Origin of the sequence: Delftia tsuruhatensis (assembly GCF_903815225.1) — a bacterium.
Taxonomy (GTDB): domain Bacteria; phylum Pseudomonadota; class Gammaproteobacteria; order Burkholderiales; family Burkholderiaceae_C; genus Comamonas; species Comamonas tsuruhatensis_A.
This window is the reverse complement of the sequence record NZ_LR813084.1, coordinates 4033437-4054600: the sequence shown is the minus strand read 5'-3', so window position 1 is coordinate 4054600 and position 21164 is coordinate 4033437. Positions and strand designations below refer to the sequence as shown.

The 21164-nt window shown below is 67.3% G+C and carries 20 protein-coding genes; 16 read left to right on the top strand and 4 right to left on the bottom strand.

The genetic code is table 11. The features are described from left to right. Window positions 1-14 precede the first annotated feature (14 nt). From L1Z78_RS18350 to L1Z78_RS18335, 4 genes are all read left to right on the top strand, one after another. Window positions 15-764: an enoyl-CoA hydratase/isomerase family protein gene (locus L1Z78_RS18350; protein ID WP_234637808.1), complete on the top strand. Its 750-nt coding sequence runs from the start codon at window positions 15-17 to the stop codon at window positions 762-764. Window positions 765-815: 51 nt separating this feature from the next. After that, window positions 816-1784, top strand: coding sequence for a Bug family tripartite tricarboxylate transporter substrate binding protein (locus L1Z78_RS18345; protein WP_234637807.1), 969 nt, complete (start codon window positions 816-818; stop codon window positions 1782-1784). 152 nt (window positions 1785-1936) lie between these two features. Next, window positions 1937-3124 carry a CaiB/BaiF CoA transferase family protein gene (locus L1Z78_RS18340; RefSeq protein ID WP_234637806.1) on the top strand — a complete coding sequence of 396 codons (1188 nt, stop codon included), beginning with the start codon at window positions 1937-1939 and terminating at the stop codon, window positions 3122-3124. A 36-nt stretch (window positions 3125-3160) separates the two neighbouring features. Then, window positions 3161-4714: a malonate--CoA ligase gene (locus L1Z78_RS18335; RefSeq protein WP_234637805.1), complete on the top strand. Its 1554-nt coding sequence runs from the start codon at window positions 3161-3163 to the stop codon at window positions 4712-4714. A gap of 81 nt (window positions 4715-4795) precedes the next feature. On the opposite strand, the gene L1Z78_RS18330 is transcribed toward L1Z78_RS18335, so the two are convergent. Beyond that, entirely contained in the window at window positions 4796-6343 is a 1548-nt protein-coding gene (locus tag L1Z78_RS18330) for an amidase (protein ID WP_234637804.1), read from the bottom strand. Window positions 6344-6376: 33 nt separating this feature from the next. Then, a complete protein-coding gene (locus L1Z78_RS18325; protein WP_234637803.1) occupies window positions 6377-7360 on the bottom strand; it encodes a Bug family tripartite tricarboxylate transporter substrate binding protein in 984 nt (327 codons plus the stop codon). 181 nt (window positions 7361-7541) lie between these two features. On the opposite strand from L1Z78_RS18325, the gene L1Z78_RS18320 reads away from it, so the two are divergent. Continuing rightward, complete coding sequence (locus tag L1Z78_RS18320) at window positions 7542-8456, top strand: LysR family transcriptional regulator (protein ID WP_234637802.1); 915 nt, start codon at window positions 7542-7544, stop codon at window positions 8454-8456. A gap of 747 nt (window positions 8457-9203) precedes the next feature. On the opposite strand, the gene L1Z78_RS18315 is transcribed toward L1Z78_RS18320, so the two are convergent. Beyond that, window positions 9204-9647 (bottom strand): universal stress protein, encoded by a 444-nt coding sequence (locus L1Z78_RS18315; RefSeq protein WP_234637801.1) that lies wholly within the window; start codon window positions 9645-9647, stop codon window positions 9204-9206. A 115-nt stretch (window positions 9648-9762) separates the two neighbouring features. Between L1Z78_RS18315 and L1Z78_RS18310 the strand changes: the two genes are divergently transcribed. From L1Z78_RS18310 to L1Z78_RS18270, 9 genes are all read left to right on the top strand, one after another. Next, window positions 9763-12198: a heavy metal translocating P-type ATPase gene (locus tag L1Z78_RS18310; RefSeq protein WP_234637800.1), complete on the top strand. Its 2436-nt coding sequence runs from the start codon at window positions 9763-9765 to the stop codon at window positions 12196-12198. Between the two features lie 2 nt (window positions 12199-12200). Continuing rightward, on the top strand, window positions 12201-12338 hold the full coding sequence (gene ccoS / locus L1Z78_RS18305; RefSeq protein ID WP_013803228.1) for a cbb3-type cytochrome oxidase assembly protein CcoS: 138 nt from the start codon (window positions 12201-12203) through the stop codon (window positions 12336-12338). 63 nt (window positions 12339-12401) lie between these two features. After that, entirely contained in the window at window positions 12402-13838 is a 1437-nt protein-coding gene (ccoN, locus tag L1Z78_RS18300) for a cytochrome-c oxidase, cbb3-type subunit I (RefSeq protein ID WP_234637799.1), read from the top strand. A gap of 19 nt (window positions 13839-13857) precedes the next feature. After that, on the top strand, window positions 13858-14490 hold the full coding sequence (gene ccoO, locus L1Z78_RS18295) for a cytochrome-c oxidase, cbb3-type subunit II (protein WP_234637798.1): 633 nt from the start codon (window positions 13858-13860) through the stop codon (window positions 14488-14490). A gap of 11 nt (window positions 14491-14501) precedes the next feature. Further along, entirely contained in the window at window positions 14502-14639 is a 138-nt protein-coding gene (locus L1Z78_RS18290; RefSeq protein ID WP_012204625.1) for a cbb3-type cytochrome oxidase subunit 3, read from the top strand. A gap of 27 nt (window positions 14640-14666) precedes the next feature. Continuing rightward, on the top strand, window positions 14667-15584 hold the full coding sequence (ccoP, locus tag L1Z78_RS18285) for a cytochrome-c oxidase, cbb3-type subunit III (RefSeq protein ID WP_234637797.1): 918 nt from the start codon (window positions 14667-14669) through the stop codon (window positions 15582-15584). Between the two features lie 82 nt (window positions 15585-15666). Continuing rightward, on the top strand, window positions 15667-17136 hold the full coding sequence (gene ccoG, locus L1Z78_RS18280) for a cytochrome c oxidase accessory protein CcoG (RefSeq protein ID WP_234637796.1): 1470 nt from the start codon (window positions 15667-15669) through the stop codon (window positions 17134-17136). 57 nt (window positions 17137-17193) lie between these two features. After that, window positions 17194-17508, top strand: coding sequence for a FixH family protein (locus tag L1Z78_RS18275; protein WP_234637795.1), 315 nt, complete (start codon window positions 17194-17196; stop codon window positions 17506-17508). A gap of 179 nt (window positions 17509-17687) precedes the next feature. Beyond that, entirely contained in the window at window positions 17688-17975 is a 288-nt protein-coding gene (locus L1Z78_RS18270; protein ID WP_234637794.1) for a hypothetical protein, read from the top strand. Between the two features lie 82 nt (window positions 17976-18057). Here the strand turns inward: L1Z78_RS18270 and fnr are convergent, their stop codons facing one another. Beyond that, window positions 18058-18777 carry a fumarate/nitrate reduction transcriptional regulator Fnr gene (fnr, locus tag L1Z78_RS18265; protein WP_234637793.1) on the bottom strand — a complete coding sequence of 240 codons (720 nt, stop codon included), beginning with the start codon at window positions 18775-18777 and terminating at the stop codon, window positions 18058-18060. A 160-nt stretch (window positions 18778-18937) separates the two neighbouring features. Here fnr and hemN point away from each other — a divergent pair, with 160 nt between their 5' ends. Together hemN and L1Z78_RS18255 are read left to right on the top strand one after the other, a co-directional pair. Next, window positions 18938-20320, top strand: a complete 1383-nt coding sequence (hemN, locus tag L1Z78_RS18260) for an oxygen-independent coproporphyrinogen III oxidase (RefSeq protein WP_234637792.1) — start codon at window positions 18938-18940, stop codon at window positions 20318-20320. Between the two features lie 5 nt (window positions 20321-20325). Further along, window positions 20326-21045 carry a sulfite exporter TauE/SafE family protein gene (locus L1Z78_RS18255; RefSeq protein ID WP_234637791.1) on the top strand — a complete coding sequence of 240 codons (720 nt, stop codon included), beginning with the start codon at window positions 20326-20328 and terminating at the stop codon, window positions 21043-21045. Window positions 21046-21164: the final 119 nt, after the last annotated feature.

Here is a 21164-nt window from a genome sequence, read left to right as displayed (position 1 = left end):
ACTGACTGATACATATGACGCCCAGACTCGACATCCAGGATCACCTGGCCACCATCACGCTGCAACGCTCCGCAGCCGCCAACAAACTGGCGCCCGAGGACCTGGCCGTTCTGGTGGCGCACATGGAGCATGTCAACCACCGCGATGATGTCCGTGTCGTGGTGCTGCGCAGCGAGGGCAGGTACTTTTGCAGTGGCTATGATATATCAGAGATACAAGGCAGCCAGACCGAAGGCAGCAGCTTCGGCGAGATGGTGGATGCCATCGAGCAGTGCCGCGCGGTCACCGTGGCCGCCATCCATGGCGGTGTCTATGGGGGCGCCACGGACATGGCCCTGGCCTGCGACTTCCGTGTGGGCAGCACGGCGGCCGAGATGTTCATGCCCGCGGCGCGCCTGGGACTGCATTTCTATGCGGCCGGGCTGGAGCGCTATGTCTCGCGCCTGGGTCTGGACACGGCCAAGCGCCTGTTCCTGACCTGCGAGCGCATCCAGGCCCGCGAAATGAAGGACTGCGGCTTCCTGACCCATCTGGCCGAGCCCGAGGCCTTCGCGGCTGCCATGGACCAGCTCACGGGCACGCTGGCGGCCATGGCACCCATTCCCCTGTTCGGCATGAAAAAGCACCTGAACCGGATCGCGCGCGGCTGCCATGACGTGGCCGAGATCACGCGCGAGGTGCAGCGCAGCATCGCCTCCGAGGATCTGCAGGAGGGCGGCCGGGCCTGGCGCGAAAAGCGCAGCCCGGTGTTCAAGGGCCGCTGAGCCCGCCCCTGTCGCGCGTCCTGGCATCACATATACAAAAGGAGACAAGCCATGTTCAAGCGTTCCGTTCTGTCGTTGCTGCTGGCCCTGTCGGCCGGCAGTGCAATGGCCCAGTCCTACCCCACGCGGCCCGTCACGCTGGTCGTGGGCTTTCCCCCGGGCGGCGGCGCCGATGCCGTGGCGCGCATCGTGGCCGACAAGGTCGGCAAGCTGCTGGGCCAGCCCCTGCTGGTGGACAACCGCCCCGGTGCCGGCACCACGCTGGCCTCCGAGCATGTGGCGCGTGCGCCGGCCGACGGCTACACGCTGCTGCTGGGCAGCGCCAACATCTATGGCTCGGACCAGCTGCTCTACAAGAGCGCGCGCTATGACGGGGCGAAGCACTTCACGCCCATCACGCGCTGGAGCTCGGCCCCCATGCTGCTGGCCGTGCGCAAGGACTTTCCGGGCCAGAACGTGGGCGAACTGGTGGCGCTGGCGCGCAGCCAGCCGGAAAAGCTCAGCTACTCCTCTTCGGGTGCCGGCGTGATCACGCACCTGGCCACGCTGTCGTTCTCGGGCGCCAGCGGCGGGCTGCGCATGCTGCACGTGCCGTTCAAGGGCGGCGCCCCCTCTATCCAGGCCGTGGGGGCGGGCGATGTGGACATGACCTTCGGTACGCCGCCATCGGTGCTGCCGCTGGCGCAGGCCGGCAAGCTGCGCGTGCTGGCCGTCAGCACAGCCGACCGCTCGCCGCTGTTCCCGGACCTGCCGGGCATGAAGGAGTCGGGCGTGCCCGGTTTCGACTACACCTTCTGGTTCGGCCTGTTCGCGCCCGCAGGCCTGCCCGAGGAGGTGGCGAAGAAGCTCTTCGAGGCCAGTGCCCAGGCGCTGGAAGATCCCGATGTGAAGGCCAGGCTGGCCAGGCAGGGCAATCTCGCCGCGCCTTCCGTTTCGCTCGCGGAGTTCCGTGCCTGGGCCTTGAAGGAAGGACAGGAATCGAAAGCCTTGACCCAGCGTTCCGGCGCCGGATTGCAGTGAAACCTCCCCCTGAGGCGCTTTGCGCCTTCCCTAAAGGGGGACGACAGCCTCGCTGCGGGGCGGCCCTTGCTTGCTGTCCCTGGCTCGTGGCTTGCCGGTTGCATGGGCTGGCGGTAGAGCGCCAAGGTTGTAGATAAGAAAAGGAAGCAGCTATGAATGAACAAGCCACCGGCCTGCCGCTCGAAGGCCTGACCGTGATCGACCTCACGCGCGTGCTGGCCGGCCCCATGTGCACGCAGATGCTGGCCGACCTGGGCGCGCGCGTGATCAAGGTCGAGCAGCCGGGATCGGGCGACGATGCGCGCGGCATCGGGCCCTTCGTGGAGGGGGCGTCCGCCTATTTCCTCTCGGTCAACCGCAACAAGGAGTCCATCGCGCTGGACCTCAAGCAGCCGCAGGACCGCGAGGTGTTCGAGCGCCTGCTGGAGGGGGCTGACGTGCTGGTCGAGAACTTCCGGCCAGGCACCATGGACAAGCTCGGCTATGGCTGGGATGCACTGCATGCGCGCTACCCGGGGCTGGTGATGACCTCGGTCTCGGGCTTCGGCCAGACCGGCCCCTACAGCGGCTTTCCGGCATACGACATGGTGGTGCAGGCCATGAGCGGCATGATGAGCGTGACCGGCCATCCGGGCGAAGGGCCCTGCCGTGTGGGTGTGTCCATCGGCGACCTGGGCGCGGGGCTGTATGCGGTCATCGGCACCCAGGCAGCGCTGATGCGGCGCATGCGCACGGGGCAGGGCGAGCGCGTCGATGTCTCCATGCTGGACTGCCAGGTGGCCCTGCTGGAGAACCCCGTGGCACGGCTGGGCGCGCTGGGCAGCGTGCCCGGCCCCATCGGCACGCGGCATCCGTCCATGGCGCCCTTCGACGTGTTCGCCGCGCAGGATGGCTGGTTCGTCATCGCCGTGGGCAGCGATGCGCTGTTCCGCCGGCTGTGCGACCTGCTTGCACTGCCGCAGCTGGCGCAGGACGCGCGCTTTGCCAGCAACGCGCTGCGCTGCGAGCACCAGGCCGAACTCAAGGCCGCGCTGGAGGCGCGCCTGCGGGACAGTCCCAGGTCCCATTGGCTGCAACTGCTCACGGATAATGGCATCCCGGCGGGGGAGTACAACAGCGTGGCCGACATCGTCGAGCACCCCCAGGTGCGCGAACGCGGCATGCTGGCCCAGGTGCAAACGCCCGGTGGCCGGGGCTTGCAGGTGGCGGGCAATCCCTTGCGGGCCTCCCAGGCCCAGGCCCTGGTGCGTCGCCAGCCACCCGCACTGGACGCGGACCGCGAGCGCATCCTGTGCGAGCTGGCCGTGGCCCGGCCCGCGCCGACCCCTGAACAAGCCTGAGACTTCTACGCGGATTCTTTCTTCTTCTTCACAGCCATGACCCACAGCAATCTGTTCGCAGCCTTGCGCGCCACCTTCCCCCAGGATCTGACCCAGTGTGCCGTCGAAGCGGTGGGTGCCGATGGCACCAGCCTGTTCTACAGCTGGGCCGACCTGGACCATGGCAGCGCGCGCATGGCCAACCTGCTCGCTTCGCTGAACCTTCCTGCGGCCAGCCGCATCGCCGTGCAGGTGGACAAGTCGGTCGAGGCGCTGATGCTGTACCTGGCCACGCTGCGCAGCGGCCATGTCTTCCTGCCGCTGAACACGGCCTACCAGAGCGCCGAGATCGAGTATTTCGTGGGCAATGCCGAGCCCGCCGTGGTGGTCTGCACGCCGGCCAACTTCGGCTGGGTCTCCAAGATCGCCTTCACCTCGGGCGTGGAACATGTCTACACGCTGGGCGACGACCGCAGCGGCACGCTGCTCGAACGCGCGGCCCACCATGGCGATGCGCACGAGGTGGTGCCGCGCGGCATGGACGACCTGGCCGCCATCCTCTACACCAGCGGCACCACGGGCCGCAGCAAGGGGGCGATGCTCACGCACGGCAACATGCTGTCCAACGCCGAGACGCTCAAGGACTACTGGGGCTGGCAGGATGGTGACGTGCTGATCCACGCGCTGCCCATCTTCCATGTGCACGGTCTGTTCGTGGCCATCCATGGGGCGCTGCTCAATGGCAGCCCCATGATCTGGTTCTCGAAGTTCGACCCCGCTGCCGTGATCTCGCGCATGCGCGATGCCACGGTGTTCATGGGCGTGCCCACGCTGTACGTGCGCATGCTGGCCGATGCGCGGCTCACGCGCGAGGCGGCCGCCCACATGCGGCTGTTCATCTCGGGCTCTGCCCCCATGCTGGTGGAGACCCACCGCGACTGGCAGGCGCGCACGGGCCACGTCATCCTGGAGCGTTACGGCATGAGCGAGACCATCATGCTGACCTCCAATCCCTACCGCGCCGACGCGCGCCACGGCGGCCAGTCCGAGCGCCGCGCGGGCACCGTGGGGTTCGCGCTGCCCGGCGTGGGCGTGCGCATCGTGGACGATGCGGGCCAGGCCGCGCCCGTGGGCGAGATCGGCAACATCCAGGTGCGCGGCCCCAATGTGTTCAAGGGCTACTGGCGCATGCCCGAGAAGACGGCCGAGGAGTTCACGGCCGACGGATGGTTCCGCACGGGCGACGTGGGCAAGCTCGATGAGCGCGGCTATGTGACCATCGTGGGCCGCAGCAAGGACCTGATCATCTCGGGCGGCTACAACGTCTATCCGGCCGAGATCGAGGGCTTCATCAACGAGCTGCCCGGCGTGGCCGAAAGCGCCCTGGTCGGCGTGCCGCATCCCGACTTCGGCGAAGTGGGCGTGGCCGTGGTCGTGCCCCGGCCCGGCGCCAGCCTGCAGGGCCAGGCCGTGGTCGATGCGCTCAAGGGCCAGCTGGCCAACTTCAAGATTCCCAAGCGCTGCTTCGTGGTGGATGAGCTGCCGCGCAATACCATGGGCAAGGTGCAGAAGAACCTGCTGCGCGACCAGCACAAGGGATTGTTCGCCTGAGCGCGGCGCGGGCCTGCCCAATGCAAAAGGGCGGCCATGTGCCGCCCTTTTTGTTGCGCCTTTCTGCCGTGGCGCCCGGCGTCAGACCGCCGTGGCCGCCGCGCTGGTGATGGCGCTGCCATCCAGCACCGGCGGCGCCGTGACGATGGAGCGCAGCGCCGGTTCGGCCACGGGCATGCGGGCCAGGTCGGGTCGCGGGCGGCGCAGCGCGGGCTGGGCGTCGAAGGCCTGCTCCAGCGCATGGGCTGCGGCCAGCACCTGGTGGTCGGCGCGAAAGCCGCCCACGATCTGCAGGCCCAAAGGCATGCCTGCATGGTCCAGGCCGCAGGGCAGCGAGATGGCCGGGTGCGTGGTCAGCGTGACCACATAGGTCAGCGCCAGCCAGCGGTAGTAGTTGGCCTGCTCCTGGCCGTTGATGTGGGTGGCGTGCGGCAGTGTCCAGGGGAAGGGCGAGACCGGCGTGGTGGGCGACAGGATCAGGTCGTAGTCGGCGAAGCTGTGCTGGAACCGCTGGATCAGCCGCGTCTGCTCGGCCTGGGCCCAGGCCGAGTCCAGCAGCGTCATGCGCGCGCCCATCTCGTAGTTGGCGCGCGGATTGGGGCCCAGGCTGTCGGGGTTGCGCTCGTAGGCGTCCTGCATGCCGGCCACGAAGGCTTCGGCGCGCAGCACGTCGAAGCAGCGGTGCGCTTCGCCCATGTCCAGCTCGATGCGGTCGCAGCGCGCGAACAGGTGCTGCATGGCCTGGATCTTGCCGCGGAATGTGGCGCGGATCTGCTCGTCCACCGCGCAGGTGCCGAAGTCCTCGGTCCAGGCAACGCGCAGGCGGCCCAGGTCCAGCGGCGCGGGTGTCAGGAAGGACAGCGGGTCCAGCGGGTAGCTCAGCGGGTCCCCCGCATGCATTCCGGCCGAGGCGGCCAGTTGCAGGCAGGCTTCCTGCACCGTGCGGCCCATGGGGCCGACCACGGAGATGGGCGTCCAGCCCAGCGGCTTGCGTGCGCTGGGTACCACGCCGGGCGAGGGCCTGAAGCCCACGACGCCGCATTTGGCCGCCGGGATGCGCAGCGAGCCGCCGGTGTCCGAGCCGGTGCACACGGGCAGCATGTCGCAGGCCAGCGCCGCCGCCGAGCCGCCCGAGGAGCCGCCCGCATTGAGGTTGGGGTTGAAGGGGTTGCCCGTGGCGCCCCAGACGCTGTTGCGCGAATTGGCGCCCGCGCCCATCTCGGGCACATTGGTCTTGGCCGCGACGATGGCGCCGGCGCGGCGCAGGCGCGCCACCAGTTCGACGTCCTGCGCGGGCACATGGTCGCGGTACAGGGGCGAACCCCAGGTGGTCAGCAGGCCGGCCGTGGGTTCCAGGTCCTTCACGCCCAGTGGCAGGCCGTGCAGCAGGCCCAGTGGCGCACCGTCCAGCACGGCCTTTTCGGCCGCGCGCGCCTCACCCAGGGCCCGGTCGAAGCAGGTGGCCGTGATGGCGTTGATCTTCGGGTTCACGGTCTCGATGCGCTGGATGCAGGCCTGCAGCAACTCGACGGGCGAGATCTGCTTGCTGCCGATCAGGCGGCGCAGTTCGACGGCGGACAGTTCGACCAGCGTGCCGGTCTCGCAGGTGTGGGCATTTGCAGATGTCATGAATGGATGGTCCGTTCTCTGAAGGGTGCCTGGTCAATCTGCCTGGATATGGGCGCGCTGGGCCAGCGCGCGCATGGCGGGCAGTTCGCGCTCGATGAGCGCGGCGACGCCGGCGGCGTCGACGTGTACGGGGTCGAAGCCCAGGGCCGTCAGCCGCGCCCGGGTATCGGCATCCTGCATGACGGTGGCCAGGGCCTTTTCCAGCGAGTGCTTGACGTCGGCCGGCAGGCCGCGCGGCGCCATCAGGGCGAGCCATGTGTCCATGTCGATGGACGGATAGCCGCTTTCTGCCATGGTGGGCACCTGGGGCAACAGGGCCGAGCGCCTGGCGCTGGTGACGGCGATGGCGCGGACCCTGCCGGTCTTGACCTGGGGGATGGCGGCGGTGACGGTGTCGACGGTGAAAGGCACCTGGCCGCCGATCAGGGCCGTCATGGCCTGTGCGCTGCCCTTGTAGGGAACATGCGTCATCTTCAGGCCGGTGGCCGCCAGCATGCTCTCGGCCGCGAAATGGGAGGTGGAGCCACTGCCGTAGGAGCCGTAGGGGTACTTGCCGGGCACAGCCTTCACGTAGTCCACGAACTGCCGCAGCGTCTTGACCGGCACGTCCGCGTTGGCCAGCAGCACCAGGCTGGTGCGGCCGGCCACGCCGATGGGATCGAAGCTCTTGACCGGATCGTAGGGCAGGTCGCTGCGGATGGCCGGGTTGACGGTGAAGGTGGTGCCCGAACTCAGCAGCAGGGTGTAGCCGTCTGGCGCAGCCTTGGCCACGAAGGCCGTGCCGATGATGGAGCCGGCACCGGCACGGTTGTCGATCACCACCGGCTTGCCCAGCGTGTCGCCCAGTTTCTGGGCGATCACGCGGCCCAGTGCGTCGGAGGCGCCACCCGGGGGGAAGGGGATGACCATGGTCGGCGGCCGGGCCGGATAAGGGTCGGCGGCGAGTGCACAGGTGCAGGCGGCCAGCACCAGGACACCGGCGGTGCCAAGCCTCAGGGTACGGGAAAGCAGGGACATCGTGGGCTCCGGAGGGAAGGAATGCAGGGCCAAGGGGTGGCAGGACCGTGACGCAGATGCTAAGAAAAAGAGAAGATGGCAACAAGCGCAATGGATCGAACAGATAATTGCCAAATCGGCAATCGACGTGCTTGGCTTGGACCGGGGCCGACACGGCACTTTTCTTTCATGGAGCCAGGCGATGCATTCCAGGGTCTTGCAGGAAACGGCGGTGCGCTACTTCGTGGAGGTGGTGCGCACCGGTTCGGTCAAGGAGGCCGCGCTCAAGCTCAACGTGGCGCCCTCGGCCGTGAGCCGGCAGATCGCGCGGCTCGAGCATGAGCTGGACACGCTGCTGTTCGAGCGCCGCTCGCGCGGCATGGTGCCCAATGCCGCCGGCGAGCTGCTGGCGGCCCACGCCAGCCGCCAGCAGCAGGAGATCGACCGCGTGGCCACCGAGATCGGTGCGCTGCGTGGGCTGCGCACGGGCCAGGTGCGGATTGCCAGCACCGGCGGCTTCGCGGCTGAATTCCTGCCGACGCTGATCGCGGCCTTCCAGCAGCGCTACGAAGGCATCCTGTTCCATCTCGACGTGTTCGCGCCCGGCCGGATCGCGCGCCGCGTGCGCGACGGCGAGGCCGACATCGGTGTCACCCTGGGCGCCTTGCCGGAGCCGGACATTCGCGTGGAGCTGCGCCACCCCTGTCCCATCCTGGCCGTGATGGGGACCGGCCATCCGCTGGCCCGCATGCGCCAGTTGTCGCTGGCGCAGGTGGTCGGCTACCCGCTGGCGCTGCCTTCCAAGGACAGCTCCCTGCGGCAGCTGCTGGACATCAGCTGCTCGCGCCAGGGCCTGCGCTACACGCCGACCCTGATCAGCAACTATCCCGATGCGCTGGCCCATTTCGTCACGGCCTCGCCGCAGGCGATTGCCTTCTATGGCGAGATTTCGGTGCGCAGCCGGCTGCTGTCCCAGACGGTCGTCGCCGTGCCGCTGCGCGACAGCGAGATGAACGAGCGCTACCTCGAGGTGCAGACCCTTGCGGGGCGCAACCTGCCCGAGGCCGGCCGCGCCTTCGTGCAGCATCTGGTCGATGCCATCCGGCAGGGGGACTGAATCCGTCGGCCCTTCATGGATTGCCGAATGTGCAACGGCTATTTCTGATAAATGTGATGTGCGCAAGCTAAAGCACCCCCACAATGCGTGGCTGGCATGCGGCCTGTCCGCTTGCATTGCGTGAGGGCCGTCCTGCGGGGCCTGATTTCCCTCTTCTTGTTTATCCCGGAGCATCGAGCGTCATGAGTTCAGAGATTCTGGTTCTGGGCGGCGGCATGGTCGGCATCGGCACGGTGCTGGCATTGCGCCAACACGGACACTGCTTGCTGCTGGTGGACCGCAAGGACCCGGGCAGGAGACTTCCTGCGGCAATGCGAGCCTGGTCCAGCGCGAAGCGGTCATTCCCTGCGCCTTTCCGCACGCCTGGCGCGCTAATGGGTCAACTCGGCGCCTGCGGCCCTGGATGTGGCCAGCCGCGAGGCGCTTGAACTGGCCTGCCAGCATGGCCTCGGCTGCGAGTTGTTGGACGCGACGCAGCTGGGGCGGCTCATGCCGTCGCGGCCCCGGGCATCCACTGGACCCCCCTGGGCAGTGAGCGACCCGGGTGAACTCTTGGCGCGTTCGGCCCGGCCAGCGGAGGGCTGCTGGCCGAGCTGATCGGCGGCGATGTGCCTTATCGCGACGCGGGCCCTCATTCTGCGCAGCGCTTCTGAGCCGCACAGGTCCTTGTCCGATTGGAAAAGCAAAAGGCATCGGCGGCACCGATGCCTTTTTTTATGGGGCGTCAGCCGAAGCTGCCGCTACGCTTCAGCGCAGTACCAGCACGGGGATATGGGTGTGCGTGAGCACATGCTGCGTCTCGCTGCCCAGCAGCAGGCGTTGCAGGCCCTTGCGGCCGTGCGAAGCCATGACGATGAGGTCGCAGTCGCGGCGCTTGGCCACGTCGATCACGCTTTCGGCGACCAGGTCGGACTTGACGATCTCGGTGGTCAGGCTGACCTTGCGCGCCTGGGCCTTGGCCTGGATGGCGTCGAGCACGGTCTGGGCATTGGCCGTCCACTGGCCTTCGATGCGTTCGATCTGCTTGAGGTCCACGGTCTCCCCGCCCTCGAAGTAGCTGCGCGGATAGTGCTGGACGACCTTCAGTGCGATCACGCTGGCACCGCACAGCGCGGCAAGGTCCAGGCCGCTGTCCACGGCCTTGTCGGAAAGCTCGGAACCGTCGGTGGCGATCAGGATGCGGTTGTACATGCGTGCTCCTTTCGTGAGTGCTGATGGGTGGGACGAAGTCAGCATAGACCCAACCATGAGTTAACGGTTGATTAATGTCAATACGCTTATCATGCGCCCCGATTACGCTAGAACCATGCCCCACACCATTCCCGATCCCTCCAGCGAGGCGGCGGTGGCGGCGCTTGATTCAGGCCCCTCGCCCTCGCAGCAGGCCACGGCCCGGCTGCTGGATGATCCGCAGGAGTGGAGCTCGTTCGGACGGCCCGCAGGCCCCGCGGCTCCCGCCGACCCTTCCAGAGAGCCCACCGATTTCCCGTCCTGGGATTCGTACGTCGTCCTGGAGGGCATGCACTGTGCCGCATGCGCGCTGACCATCGAGGATGCGCTGCGGGCCGTGCCCGGGGTGGAGAAGGCCGAAGTCAGTGCAGCCACGCGCCGCGCGCGTGTCACATGGCGCCCTGCGCAGGTGCTTCCGTCCCAGTGGATGGAGGCCGTGCGCCGCGCCGGCTACCAGGCGCTGCCCGCGCGCGATGCCTTCGCGCGCGAGCGCCGCCAGGCCGAGAGCCGCCGCGCGCTGTGGCGCTGGCTGGTGGCCGGCTTTTGCATGATGCAGGTCATGATGTATGCGTGGCCCGCGTATGTGGCCCGTCCCGGCGATCTGTCGCAGGAGATGGAGACGCTGCTGCGCTGGGCGTCGTGGGTGATCTCGCTGCCCGTGGTGCTGTTTTGCTGCGGCCCCTTCTTCTCCAGCGCGCTGCGCGACATACGCCAGCGCCGCGTGAGCATGGACCTGCCCGTGGCGCTGGGCATGCTGATCACCTTCGTGATCAGCTCGCTGGGCACTTTCGATCCGTCGGGGCCCTTCGGCGAGGAAGTCTTCTACGACTCGCTGACCATGTTCGTGTTCTTCCTGCTGTCCGGCCGCTGGCTGGAGTTGCGCCTGCGCGATCGCACGGCCGGTGCACTGGAAGCGGTGATGAACCGCCTGCCCGACGCCGTGCTGCGCGCGCGCGCCGACGGCCAGTTCGAGCGCGTGGCCACGCGCCGCCTGCGCCCGGGCGACCTGGTGCGCGTGCTCGGTGGCGAGGCCTTTCCCGCGGACGGCACCATCGTGCGCGGCCGCACCCATGCGGACGAGGCCCTGCTCACCGGCGAATCCACGCCCGTGGTGCGCGCCGAGGGCGACGGTGTCACGGCCGGCAGCTACAACCTCGACGCCGTGGTCGATGTGCGCGTGGACGGCGTGGGCGCGGACACGCGCTTCGCCCAGATCGTGGGCCTCATGGAAAGCGCATCGCTGCAAAAGCCGCGCCTGGCCCAGCTGGCCGACAAGGTGGCGCGGCCCTTCCTGGTGGTCGTGCTGCTGGCAGCGCTGGGCGCCGCCATCTGGTGGTGGCCCACCGATCCCGGCAAGGCCATGATGGTGGCCGTGGCCGTGCTCATCGTGACCTGCCCCTGCGCCTTGTCGCTGGCGACTCCCGTGGCCATGCTCACGGCCGCGGGCACGCTGGCACGCAGCGGCGTGCTGGTGCGAAACCTCCAGGGGCTGGAGGCACTGGCCGCGGTGGACACCCTGGTGTTCGACAAGACCGGAACGCTCACACGCGATGGTCTGGCCCTGTCCTCCTTCGAGCCCGCACCCGGGGAGGATGCCGGCGAGGTGCTGGCGCTGGCGGCGCTGCTGGCCCGCCAGTCCATCCACCCGGCCTCGCGCGCCATTGCGCAGGCCGGTGCCGACGCCACGACGGCCTGGACGCTGGACACCGTGCAGGAGATGGCCGGCCTGGGCCTGGACGCCGTGGTGCAGGGGCCGGCCGGGCAGCGCCACCTGCGGCTGGGTTCGGCCCTGCACGCGGGCGTGGCGGGCGAGCAGCCCGTGCAGGGCGTGCTGCTGGCCGAGCAGACGCAGCAGGGCTGGCGCACGCTGGCGCGCTTCGTGCTCAGCGAGGATGTGCGGCCCGAGGCGTCTGCCGTCGTGCGGGCGCTGGGCCAGATGGGCGTCGAGGTGATGCTGCTGTCCGGAGACCGCGAGGATGCCGCACTCGCCATGGCGGCCCGCGTGGGCATTGCCCGGGCCGAGGGCGGCTGCAGCCCGCAGGACAAGCTGGCGCGCATGCAGCAGGCGCAGGCGGGCGGCCGCCATGTGGCCATGGTCGGCGACGGGCTCAACGACGGCCCGGTTTTGGCTGGAGCGCATGTCTCTTTTGCTTTTGGCAGAGCAGTGCCGCTGGCACAATCACGTGCTGATTTCGTCGTTCTGGGCGACAGCCTGGAACTGGTGCTCCAGGCCTGTCTGCTGTCGCGCCGCACGCTGCAGGTGGTGCGCCAGAACATGGCCTGGGCCGCCGCCTACAACGCGGTGTCCATTCCCCTGGCCCTGGCGGGCTTCATGCCGGCCTGGGTGGCCGGCCTGGGAATGGCGCTGAGTTCGCTGCTGGTGGTGCTCAACGCCGCGCGCCTGGCGCGCGGCCTGCCACCGGCCCTGGCGAATCACACGGGCACGCCTGCTGCGCCCGCAGCGTCCGTCACCATGCCGACGGGCTCCACCGCAACGGTGGGGAGGTTCTGAACATGGACATTCTCTATTTGCTGATCCCGCTGTCGGTGGTGCTGGTGCTGGCCATCCTCGCGGCCCTGTGGTGGGCCGTGTATCGCGGGCAGTTCGAGAGCGTGGAACAAGAGGGCGAACGCATTCTTCGGGACGATTGACGTGGGTCAACACGCCCGACAGCGAAGAAAGTAACACTTTGATAGCAATCTAAGGGGTGCACGATGGAAAGTTCAAATAACAAGGCTGTCTATTACGACGATTCCGTCGTAAGGCAGTTCTCTATCATGGCCGTCGTCTGGGGGGTGGTGGGCATGGCTGTCGGGGTGTTGATCGCCTCGCAGCTGGCCTGGCCGGAACTCAACTTCGGCATTCCATGGCTGAGCTACGGACGCCTGCGTCCGCTGCACACGAACGCCGTGATCTTCGCCTTCGGCGGGTCGGCGCTGTTCGCAACCAGCTACTACGTGGTGCAGCGCACCTGCCAGACGCGGCTGTTCATGCCCAAGCTGGCGAGCCTGACGTTCTGGGGCTGGCAGCTGGTCATCGTGGCCGCCGCGATCAGCCTGCCGCTGGGCTATACCCAGGGCAAGGAGTACGCCGAGCTGGAATGGCCGATCGACCTGCTGATCGCCGTCACCTGGGTCTCGTATGCCATCGTGTTCTTCGGGACCATCGGCATCCGCAAGGTCCGCCACATCTATGTGGCCAACTGGTTCTTCGGCGCCTTCATCATCGCCGTGGCCCTGCTGCACATCGTCAACAGCGCGGCCATCCCGGCCGGCTGGATGAAGAGCTACTCGGCCTATGCGGGCGTGCAGGACGCCATGGTGCAATGGTGGTACGGTCACAACGCCGTGGGCTTCTTCCTGACCGCGGGCTTCCTGGGCATGATGTATTACTTCATCCCCAAGCAGGCCGGCCGCCCGGTCTACAGCTACCGCCTGTCCATCGTCCACTTCTGGGCGCTGATCTTCACCTACATGTGGGCGGGCCCCCACCATCTGCACTACACCGCGCTGCCCGACTGGACGCAGTCCGTGGGCATGGTGTTCTCGCTGATCCTGCTGGCTCCCAGCTGGGGCGGCATGATCAACGGCGTGATGACGCTGTCGGGCGCCTGGCACAAGCTGCGCGACGACCCCATCCTGCGCTTCCTGATCGTGTCCCTGTCGTTCTACGGCATGTCCACGTTCGAGGGCCCGATGATGTCGATCAAGACCGTCAACGCGCTGTCGCACTACACCGACTGGACCGTGGGCCACGTGCACTCGGGCGCCCTGGGCTGGGTGGGCCTGATCACCATGGGCTCCCTGTACTACCTGATCCCGCGCCTGTTCGGCAAGACCAGGATGTACTCGGTGGGCGCCATCGAGCTGCACTTCTGGATGGCCACCATCGGCATCGTGCTGTACATCGCCGCGATGTGGATCGCCGGTGTGATGCAGGGCCTGATGTGGCGCGCCGTCAATCCCGATGGCACGCTGACCTACACCTTCGTCGAAAGCGTCAAGGCCAGCTATCCGTTCTACGTGATCCGCGTGGCCGGTGGCCTGCTGTACCTGGGCGGCATGCTGGTGATGCTGTGGAACACCTGGAAGACCGCGATCTCGGGTCGTTCGGTGAAGGTGGCCGTGCCTGCCGTCGTGGCCCACGCCTGAGCGTCTAGGAGCATTACTCATGTCCGATCACAACCATACCGCTCCCAAGAGCTTTTCCCACGAGAAGGTGGAAACCAACAACTTCCTGCTGATCGTGCTGACCCTGCTGGTGGTCGCCGTCGGCGGGCTGGTGGAAATCGTTCCGCTGTTCTTCCAGAAGTCCACGACCGAGGCCGTGGCGGGCCTCAAGCCCTACACGCCCTTGCAGCTGATGGGCCGCGATGTCTATCTGCGCGAGGGTTGCTACAACTGCCACTCGCAGATGATCCGTCCCTTCCGCGCCGAGACCATGCGCTATGGCCACTACTCGGTGGCAGGGGAGTTCGTCTACGACCACCCCTTCCAGTGGGGCTCCAAGCGCACGGGCCCGGACCTGCACCGCGTGGGTGGCAAGTACAGCGATGAATGGCATCGCATCCACCTGAACAACCCGCGCGACGTGGTGCCCGAGTCCAACATGCCCGCGTATCCCTGGCTGGAGAAGAACAAGGTGGACGACACCGTGGTTGCCCGGCACATGGGCGCGCTGCGCAAGGTGGGCGTGCCCTACAGCGACGAGGAAATCAGCGGCGCCGCCGAACAGGTCAAGGGCAAGACGGAAATGGAAGCCGTCATCGCCTACCTGCAGGTGCTGGGCCGTTCGGTCAAGTAAAGGAGAGCGACATGGACATCACCACCATGCGCATCGTGGCCACGCTGGCCTCTCTGGCCTGCTTCATCGGCATCTGGTGGTGGGCGTTCGCCCGCCGCAACCAGGCGCGTTTCGACGAGGCCGCCCAGTTGCCGTTCGAGCAAGACTGAGTCCCTCCACCAGAACGAGAACTTCCCATGAGCGATTTCGTAAACAACTTCTGGTCGATCTACGTCACGGCGATCACGCTGGGCGGCATCATCGGCTGCCTGCTGCTGCTGTATCTCACCGCGCGCAAGAAGGTGGTCCCCTCCGCCGACAACACCACGGGCCACGTCTGGGACGAGGACCTGCGCGAGCTGAACAACCCCATGCCCAAGTGGTGGATGTGGCTGTTCATCATCACCTCGGTGTTCGGCTTCGCCTACCTGGCGGCCTACCCGGGCCTGGGCTCGTTCGCGGGCAAGCTGGGCTGGTCGCAGCTGGGCGCCTATGAGAACGAGATGGCCAAGGCCCGCGCGGACCTGGAGCCGCTGTACGCCAAGTTCACGAGCATGTCCACCGAGGAAATGGCCAAGGATCCCCAGGCCATGGCCATCGGCGAGCGCCTGTTCATGAACAACTGCGCACAGTGCCACGGCTCGGATGCGCGCGGTGGCAAGAGCTTCCCCAATCTGACCGATGGCGACTGGCTGCATGGCGGCACGCCCGAGAAGATCCGGGAAACCATCACGGGCGGGCGCGTCGGCATCATGCCTCCCATGGCCGCCGCCGTGGGCACGCCTGATGACGTGCGCAATCTCTCGCACTATGTGCTGAGCCTGTCGGGCAGCCCGCACGACTCGCTCAAGGCCTCGCTGGGCAAGTCCAAGTTCACGGCCTGCGCGGCCTGCCATGGCATGGACGGCAAGGGCAACCAGGCCCTGGGCGCGCCCAACCTGACCGACGACATCTGGCTGCACGGCTGGGGCGAGGCGGCCATCACGGCCATGATCAACAACGGCAAGCACAACGAGATGCCGGCCCAGAAGGACAAGCTGACCGAGGCGCAGATCGCGGTGCTTGCTTCCTACGTCTGGGGCATGTCCCACAAGGACGGCGCCCCGGCGCAGTAAAAGATGAAGAAGGCGGTGCCCCGGCGCCGCCTTTTTTGGCTTTTGAGTTTTCAGATATTTCAAAAAAACAAAGGAACCCACCATGAAGCCCGAGAGCGGCGATGACGCCGGGAAGCCTCCCCGCAAAGTCATTCCGATCACGCCGGCTGCGCATGGGTCGGCCACACCCGATCCGGACCAGCTGGTGTCGATGTTCGAGTCCGAGAAGAAGGTCTACGCACGCTCCATCAGCGGGGTGTTCGCACGCTGGCGCTGGGCCCTGGTGTTTCTCACGCAACTGGTTTTCTACGGCCTGCCCTGGCTGGAGTGGGGGCAGCGCCAGATGGTGCTGTTCGACCTGGGCGCTCGGCGCTTTTACCTGTTCGGGCTGGTGCTGTACCCCCAGGACTTCATCTACCTGGCCGGGCTGCTGATCGTCTCGGCGCTGGCGCTGTTCCTGTTCACGGCCGTGGCCGGGCGCCTGTGGTGCGGTTTCTCCTGCCCGCAGACCGTCTATACCGAGATCTTCATGTGGGTGGAGCGCAAGGTCGAAGGCGACCGCAGTGCCCGCATGCGCCTGGACAAGAACGGCTGGACCTTCGAGAAGCTCTGGAAGAAGTTGCTCAAGCAGTTCCTGTGGATCGCCATCGCGCTGTGGACGGGCTTCACCTTCGTGGGCTATTTCGTGCCCATCCGCGAACTGGGAGCCGAGCTGCTGGCGCTGCAGGGCAGCTGGCAGATATTCTGGGTGCTGTTCTACGGCTTCGCCACCTATGGCAATGCGGGCTACATGCGCGAGCAGGTCTGCAAGTACATGTGTCCCTATGCGCGCTTTCAGAGCGCCATGTTCGACAAGGACACGATGATCGTCAGCTACGACACGGGCCGTGGCGAGCCGCGCGCGCCGCGCACCAAGAAGGTGGACCACAAGGCCCAGGGCCTGGGCGACTGCATCGACTGCAAGATGTGCGTGCAGGTCTGCCCCGTGGGCATCGACATCCGCAACGGCCTGCAATACGAGTGCATAGGCTGCGGCCTGTGCATAGACGCCTGCAACTCCATCATGGACAGGATGGAGTACCCGCGCGGCCTGATCCGCCTGACCACGCAGAACGCCATGGCCGGTGCCTGGCGGCGCGCCCAGGTGCTGCGCCGCATCTTCCGGCCCCGCGTGCTGATCTACTCGGCCGTGCTGGTCGGCCTGAGCACGGCCATGATCGTGAGCCTGGCGCTGCGCCAGTCGGTCAAGGTGGACGTGATCCGCGACCGGGCCTCGCTGTCGCGCATCGTCGCGGGCGGCAAGCTGGAGAATGTCTACCGCCTGCAGATCATGAACGCCACCGAGCAGGCCCAGCGCTACCGCATCAGCGCCCACGGCCTGGACGGCCTGGAGCTGGCCTCGGAGCAGGAGGTCGAGGTCGGCCCCGCCGAGACGCGCGGCATCGCGGCGCGCCTGCAGATTCCCTACGGTTCCGCCGAGCCGGGCTCGCACACCGTATTCTTCGACATCGATGCCGTGGCGGCAGGTGCGGGCCGGGCGTCCGAGAAGGCGGTCTTCCTGGTTCCCAGGTAATGTTCCCGGAACGCGCGGCGCATGCCGCGTGTGCCGCTTGAAAGAAAGAGGTTTCCCATGTCTTCGAGTCCCGCAGTCCCTTCGGCCGCCCCGTCCGCTCCGCACCCGGACGCCGGCAAGCCCTGGTGGAAGTTCGCCCATGTCTGGCTCGTGGTGGCCGGTCCGGCCGCCGTGGTGGTGGCCGGCGTGGTCACGGCCATCATCGCGATCAATGGGGCCGACCCCGTGATCGACCCCGACTACTACCGCAACGGCATCGAGATCAATGAACGTGCAGGCGGCGCGCGCGAAGTTCCCAAGAGCCTGGCGCCCGCCGTCACAGGCCGCAACCATGCGGCCACGCCGGCGTACGACCACCCCACGGACCGCTGAACGCCGCGCATCCTTGCAGGAGGCCGCAATGCGGCCTTTTTTTGCATGGTGAACCCCGTCTCCGGCATGCGCGACGGGTGAGGGTTTCCTACAGGCCGGCGGGGCTGCGTGGGGCTTGGCGGCATGCTTTGGCGGGGCGCACAATCAACGTGCCCCTCGACAGCCCAAGGAGATCGCTGATGTTGGCCCAACGCTGGATGTGGATTGCCTGGCCTGCCTTCCTGGCGGCCGCCGTGATGGAGATGCTGGTCTTTGCCTTCGTGGACCCGCTGGAGCTGCACTGGCTCGGCGACCTGGGCTGGTCCCGCCAGGGGATCTATACGCTGGCCTTCTTCGCGTTCTGGGCCGTGACCATGCTGTCCAGCCTCATGACCATCATGCTGGGCCGCTCGGCACGCGACCTCAACGACGGCATCGTCTCCGAGCCCGACCCGGATCTGGCCCTGCAGGGACTGGGACGCGACTGATCCGCTCCCCTGGTCACCCCGCAAGCAACAAGGCCCGCTTTCGCGGGCCTTCATCATTTCCGCAAGGGGCGTCTGGCATGCCCTACTGGCATTGCTGGCTGTTGACGATGCGCTTGAGCGCATCCGTGTCCAGGATGCGCAGGTGGCGCTGGCGCACCTCGATGATGTTCTCCTCGGCGAACTTGGAGAACGTGCGGCTGACGGTCTCCAGCTTCAGGCCCAGGTAGCTGCCGATCTCCTCGCGCGTCATGCGCAGCACCAGCTCGGACTTGGAAAAGCCGCGTGCATGCAGGCGCTGCACCAGGTTGAGCACGAAGGCGGCCAGGCGCTCCTCGGCGCGCATGCTGCCCAGCAGCAGCATGACGCCGTGCTCGCGCACGATCTCGCGGCTCATGACCTTGTGCACGTGGTTTTGCAGGGCCGTGACCTCGCGCGACAGGTGCTCGAGCTTGTCGAAGGGCATGACGCAGACCTCGGCATCCTCCAGGGCCACGGCATCGCAGGTGTGATGGTCGTTGACGATGCCGTCCAGCCCGATGATCTCGCCGGCCATCTGAAAGCCCGTGACCTGGTCGCGACCGTCCTCGGTGGCCACGCAGGTCTTGAAGAAGCCCGTGCGGATGGCATACAGCGAGGTGAAGGCCTCGCCGTTGCGAAACAGCAGGCCGCCGCGCTTGACCTTGCGGCGCGTGGCCACGATGTCGTCGATGCGCTGCATCTGCTCGGCATCCAGCCCCATGGGCATGCACAGTTCGCGCAGGTTGCAGTTGGAGCAGGAGGCTTTGATGGTCTGAAGGTTCATGGAGTAAACATCAGCGGCACAGTGGCGTGCCAGTGGTGACCTCGTGGATGGCGATGAGTTGGATCAAATTGTCGCAGCAGTGCCTCAAACAACTCTTGATGTGAGTCAAGGACGGGGCCGATGCCCTGCGGCACAGTCAAGGTATTAGAGGAAAAAACCCATGACCGCTGTCACCCCAGAGCTGCTGCGTCGCTTCGACGTACCGGGGCCCCGATACACCTCGTTCCCCACCGCCGACCGTTTCGTGGAGGCCTTTGGTGCAGAGGACTATATCCTGGCGCTGCAACAACGCAAATCGAGTACCGCAGCACGTGCCATGCCTTTGTCGCTGTATGTGCATGTGCCGTTCTGCGAATCGCTGTGCTACTACTGCGCCTGCAACAAGATCGTCACGCGCCACCATGACCGTGCTGCGGTCTACCTGGACTACCTGGCCCGCGAGATCGCCCTGCACACCGCCCACTGCGGCAAGGGCCAGGCCGTCAGCCAGCTGCACCTGGGCGGCGGCACGCCCACCTTCTTCTCGGACGAGGAGCTGCGCACGCTGATGGGCCTGCTGCGCGAGCACTTCAGGCTGGAGGCCGGGGGGGAGTACTCCATCGAGGTCGATCCACGCACCGTCACCGCCGAACGCCTGGCGGTGCTCAAGGAACTGGGCTTCAACCGCCTGAGCTTCGGCGTGCAGGACTTCGACGAGCAGGTGCAGATCGCCGTGCACCGCGTGCAGCCGGCCGCGCAGGTGTTCGAGCTGGTGGCCGCCGCGCGCCGGCTGGGCTTTGCCTCCATCAATGTGGACCTGATCTACGGCCTGCCCAGGCAGACGCCCGAGTCCTTCGAGCGCACGCTGGCGCAGGTCAACGCGCTGCGGCCGGATCGCATCGCCCTGTACGCCTACGCCCATCTGCCCGAGCGCTTCAAGCCGCAGCGGCGTATCGCTTCCGAGGATCTGCCCCAGGGCGCCGACAAGCTGGCCATGCTCTCGCGCTCCATCGCGGCTTTCATGGACGGCGGCTATGTCTATGTGGGCATGGACCACTTCGCGTTGCCCGAGGATGCGCTGGCCGTGGCCAAGCGCCAGGGGCGGCTGCACCGCAACTTCCAGGGCTACAGCACCCAGCCCGACTGCGACCTGATCGCGCTGGGCGTGTCGGCCATCGGCAAGGTGGGAGCCAGCTACAGCCAGAACGCCAAGACGCTGGAGGAGTACTACGACGCCATCGACGCCGGCCAGTTGCCCGTGGTGAGAGGCCTGGCGCTGTCGCGCGACGACCTGGTGCGCCGCGCCGTCATCATGGCCATCATGTGCCAGGGCGCCGTGCTGTTCGAGCCCATGGAGCAGGCCTGGCTGCTGGGCTTTCGCGAATATTTCGCGCCCGAGATGGCGGCGCTGGAGGATCTGCAGGACAAGGGCCTGGTGCAGATCAGCGACGAGGGCTTCCAGGTCACGCCCATGGGCTGGTACTTCGTGCGCGGCGTGGCCATGCTGTTCGACCGGTATCTGCAGGCGGACAAGAACCGGGCGCGTTTTTCGCGCATCATCTAGCCCCCATGCTGTTGTCGCTGCTCTGGACCGCCTTGATCATGGGGCTCGTTGGCGGGCCCCATTGCCTTGCCATGTGCGCCGCGCCCTGCGGCGTGGTCACTTCCGGCCAGGCGGGCGAGGGCCGTGGTGCCCAGCCCGTCACCGTCCACGGGCTGCAAAGTCGTCTGTGGCTGCGCACGGCGCTGTTCCATGGCGGGCGGCTGGCCGGCTATGCCAGCCTGGGCGCCGCCTCGGCGCTGGCCATGGAAAGCCTGTCGTGGCTGACCAGCCGGACCACGGCGCTGCAGCCGTTCTGGACGCTGACCCATGTGGCGGTGATGGCCTGGGGCCTGGCCATGATGGCCCAGGCGCGCCAGCCAGCCTGGCTGGAGTCGGCGGGCCGTGCCGCCTGGCGCCGGGTGCAACCCTGGGTGTCGGCACCGGGCGGAACGCTTGCGGCCGGTTATGCCTGGGCCCTCATGCCCTGCGGTCTGCTGTACTCCGCCGTGCTGGTGGCGGCCCTCAGCGGCGGGGCCGTGCAGGGCGCGCTGGCCATGGCCGCCTTTGGCGTGGGCAGCGGCCTGTGGCTGGTGGGCGGCCCCTGGCTGTGGCGGCTGGGACGCCAGCGCCTGGACGGACTGCGGGCCGAATGGGGGACGCGCCTGGCCGGGCTGATGCTGGTCGGCGTGGCTGCCTGGGCACTGTGGATGGACCTGGTCTACAAGCCCAGTCTGTGGTGCCGTTGAGCAACAGCCGGTGGCCTGGTCGGACACTGGTGCCCGCAGATTGGCTGCGAGGCCTCCAGAACTGGAGATAATGCCCGAATCATCGGCTTACATTTGCCGATCCCTACAGCCTCGGGGCC

Coding starts and splice junctions, on each gene's coding strand:
- L1Z78_RS18335 (WP_234637805.1), top strand. CDS start 3,161: ATGACCCACAGCAATCTGTTCGCAGCCTTGCGCGCCACCTTCCCCCAG.
- L1Z78_RS18330 (WP_234637804.1), bottom strand. CDS start 6,343: ATGACATCTGCAAATGCCCACACCTGCGAGACCGGCACGCTGGTCGAA.
- ccoO (WP_234637798.1), top strand. CDS start 13,858: ATGTCCGATCACAACCATACCGCTCCCAAGAGCTTTTCCCACGAGAAG.
- ccoG (WP_234637796.1), top strand. CDS start 15,667: ATGAAGCCCGAGAGCGGCGATGACGCCGGGAAGCCTCCCCGCAAAGTC.
- L1Z78_RS18315 (WP_234637801.1), bottom strand. CDS start 9,647: ATGTACAACCGCATCCTGATCGCCACCGACGGTTCCGAGCTTTCCGAC.
- L1Z78_RS18320 (WP_234637802.1), top strand. CDS start 7,542: ATGCATTCCAGGGTCTTGCAGGAAACGGCGGTGCGCTACTTCGTGGAG.
- L1Z78_RS18290 (WP_012204625.1), top strand. CDS start 14,502: ATGGACATCACCACCATGCGCATCGTGGCCACGCTGGCCTCTCTGGCC.
- L1Z78_RS18325 (WP_234637803.1), bottom strand. CDS start 7,360: ATGTCCCTGCTTTCCCGTACCCTGAGGCTTGGCACCGCCGGTGTCCTG.
- L1Z78_RS18275 (WP_234637795.1), top strand. CDS start 17,194: ATGTCTTCGAGTCCCGCAGTCCCTTCGGCCGCCCCGTCCGCTCCGCAC.
- fnr (WP_234637793.1), bottom strand. CDS start 18,777: ATGAACCTTCAGACCATCAAAGCCTCCTGCTCCAACTGCAACCTGCGC.
- ccoN (WP_234637799.1), top strand. CDS start 12,402: ATGGAAAGTTCAAATAACAAGGCTGTCTATTACGACGATTCCGTCGTA.
- L1Z78_RS18340 (WP_234637806.1), top strand. CDS start 1,937: ATGAATGAACAAGCCACCGGCCTGCCGCTCGAAGGCCTGACCGTGATC.
- L1Z78_RS18255 (WP_234637791.1), top strand. CDS start 20,326: ATGCTGTTGTCGCTGCTCTGGACCGCCTTGATCATGGGGCTCGTTGGC.
- L1Z78_RS18345 (WP_234637807.1), top strand. CDS start 816: ATGTTCAAGCGTTCCGTTCTGTCGTTGCTGCTGGCCCTGTCGGCCGGC.
- L1Z78_RS18270 (WP_234637794.1), top strand. CDS start 17,688: ATGTTGGCCCAACGCTGGATGTGGATTGCCTGGCCTGCCTTCCTGGCG.
- ccoS (WP_013803228.1), top strand. CDS start 12,201: ATGGACATTCTCTATTTGCTGATCCCGCTGTCGGTGGTGCTGGTGCTG.
- ccoP (WP_234637797.1), top strand. CDS start 14,667: ATGAGCGATTTCGTAAACAACTTCTGGTCGATCTACGTCACGGCGATC.
- L1Z78_RS18350 (WP_234637808.1), top strand. CDS start 15: ATGACGCCCAGACTCGACATCCAGGATCACCTGGCCACCATCACGCTG.
- hemN (WP_234637792.1), top strand. CDS start 18,938: ATGACCGCTGTCACCCCAGAGCTGCTGCGTCGCTTCGACGTACCGGGG.
- L1Z78_RS18310 (WP_234637800.1), top strand. CDS start 9,763: ATGCCCCACACCATTCCCGATCCCTCCAGCGAGGCGGCGGTGGCGGCG.